Annotated in this window: 1 protein-coding gene and 1 pseudogene; both read left to right on the forward strand. The window is 54.6% G+C overall.

Going from position 1 to position 1,016, the window contains the following annotated elements; all coding sequences use genetic code 11:
• A pseudogene (locus tag HMPREF1627_RS10710) lies at positions 1 to 240 on the forward strand (hypothetical protein); the annotation flags it as partial.
• 109 nt (positions 241 to 349) lie between these two features.
• A partial coding sequence (locus tag HMPREF1627_RS01760) for a BCCT family transporter (RefSeq protein ID WP_034500590.1) occupies positions 350 to 1,016 on the forward strand: 667 nt, incomplete at its 3' end.

Consider the following 1,016-nt stretch of genomic DNA (forward strand, 5'->3'; position numbering starts at 1 on the left):
CCAGTGCTCTGGGCCCCCTTAGCCCTTCTACAACTAGGCCTCATCATCCGATTCGCCGGCTACCTCACAGCCAACAGCGCTGCCTGGCACCTGGGGGCCATCATCAATATCGCCGCTATCCTCCTATTCGCAATCACCAGCGTCAGCCTCGTTGTCCTTGCGGGTCGCATCAAACTTCAACACGGCGCCAAAACGCAAACCTCGCGCCCACATAATCCAACCCACACCGCAAAACGCTAGGTGGAGGAAGCCAAGCTCAATTCTCGCAAAATAGTGGCTTAAATGGAGAGATGTTGCATAAAAAGAGCTCACAACTAGACTCTGCCACCATATTTTGAACAATAGAAGTATGGAAAATAGCGAAAATCGAGACACGCAACATACGAAACCAGAGATAACAGATACACAACCAGCGGAAAATACAACCACCGCAACCTCTGAACTTGCGGCGCTACTCTCCGAAGAAGAACACATCAACGCGGCAGACCTGCAAGAAAAGCCCGTTGAACTAATCTCTGAAACTGAAGATCAATCCATCAGCTGGCCGGTAGTTATACCCGCCATGCTACTCATCCTCGCAATCGTAGTTTGGGGCCTCGGCAAACCAGCCAACTTTGAAGCCACCGCAAACAACATGCTCACCTGGGTACTAACCAACCTCGGCTGGGCATTCGTACTCTTCTCAACCATCTTCGTCATCTTCATCATCGTCATCGCCGCCTCCAAATTCGGCAAGATCCGCCTTGGAGCCGCAGACGAGCAACCCGAATTCTCCAACGCATCATGGATCGCCATGATGTTCGCAGCCGGCATGGGCATCGGCCTCATGTTCTACGGAGCGTCCGAACCCCTCGCCTTCTACCGCGACGGCGTACCAAACCACGCCCCGCACGAAGTAGGCACAGCCATGGCATCCGCCATGTTCCACTGGACCCTCCACCCCTGGGCCATGTACGCCATCGTCGGCCTGGCCATCGCCTACTCCACCTACCGGATCGGCAGGCGCCAGCTCATCT

It is taken from the genome of Actinomyces sp. S6-Spd3 (assembly GCF_000758755.1).
GTDB lineage: Bacteria > Actinomycetota > Actinomycetes > Actinomycetales > Actinomycetaceae > Pauljensenia.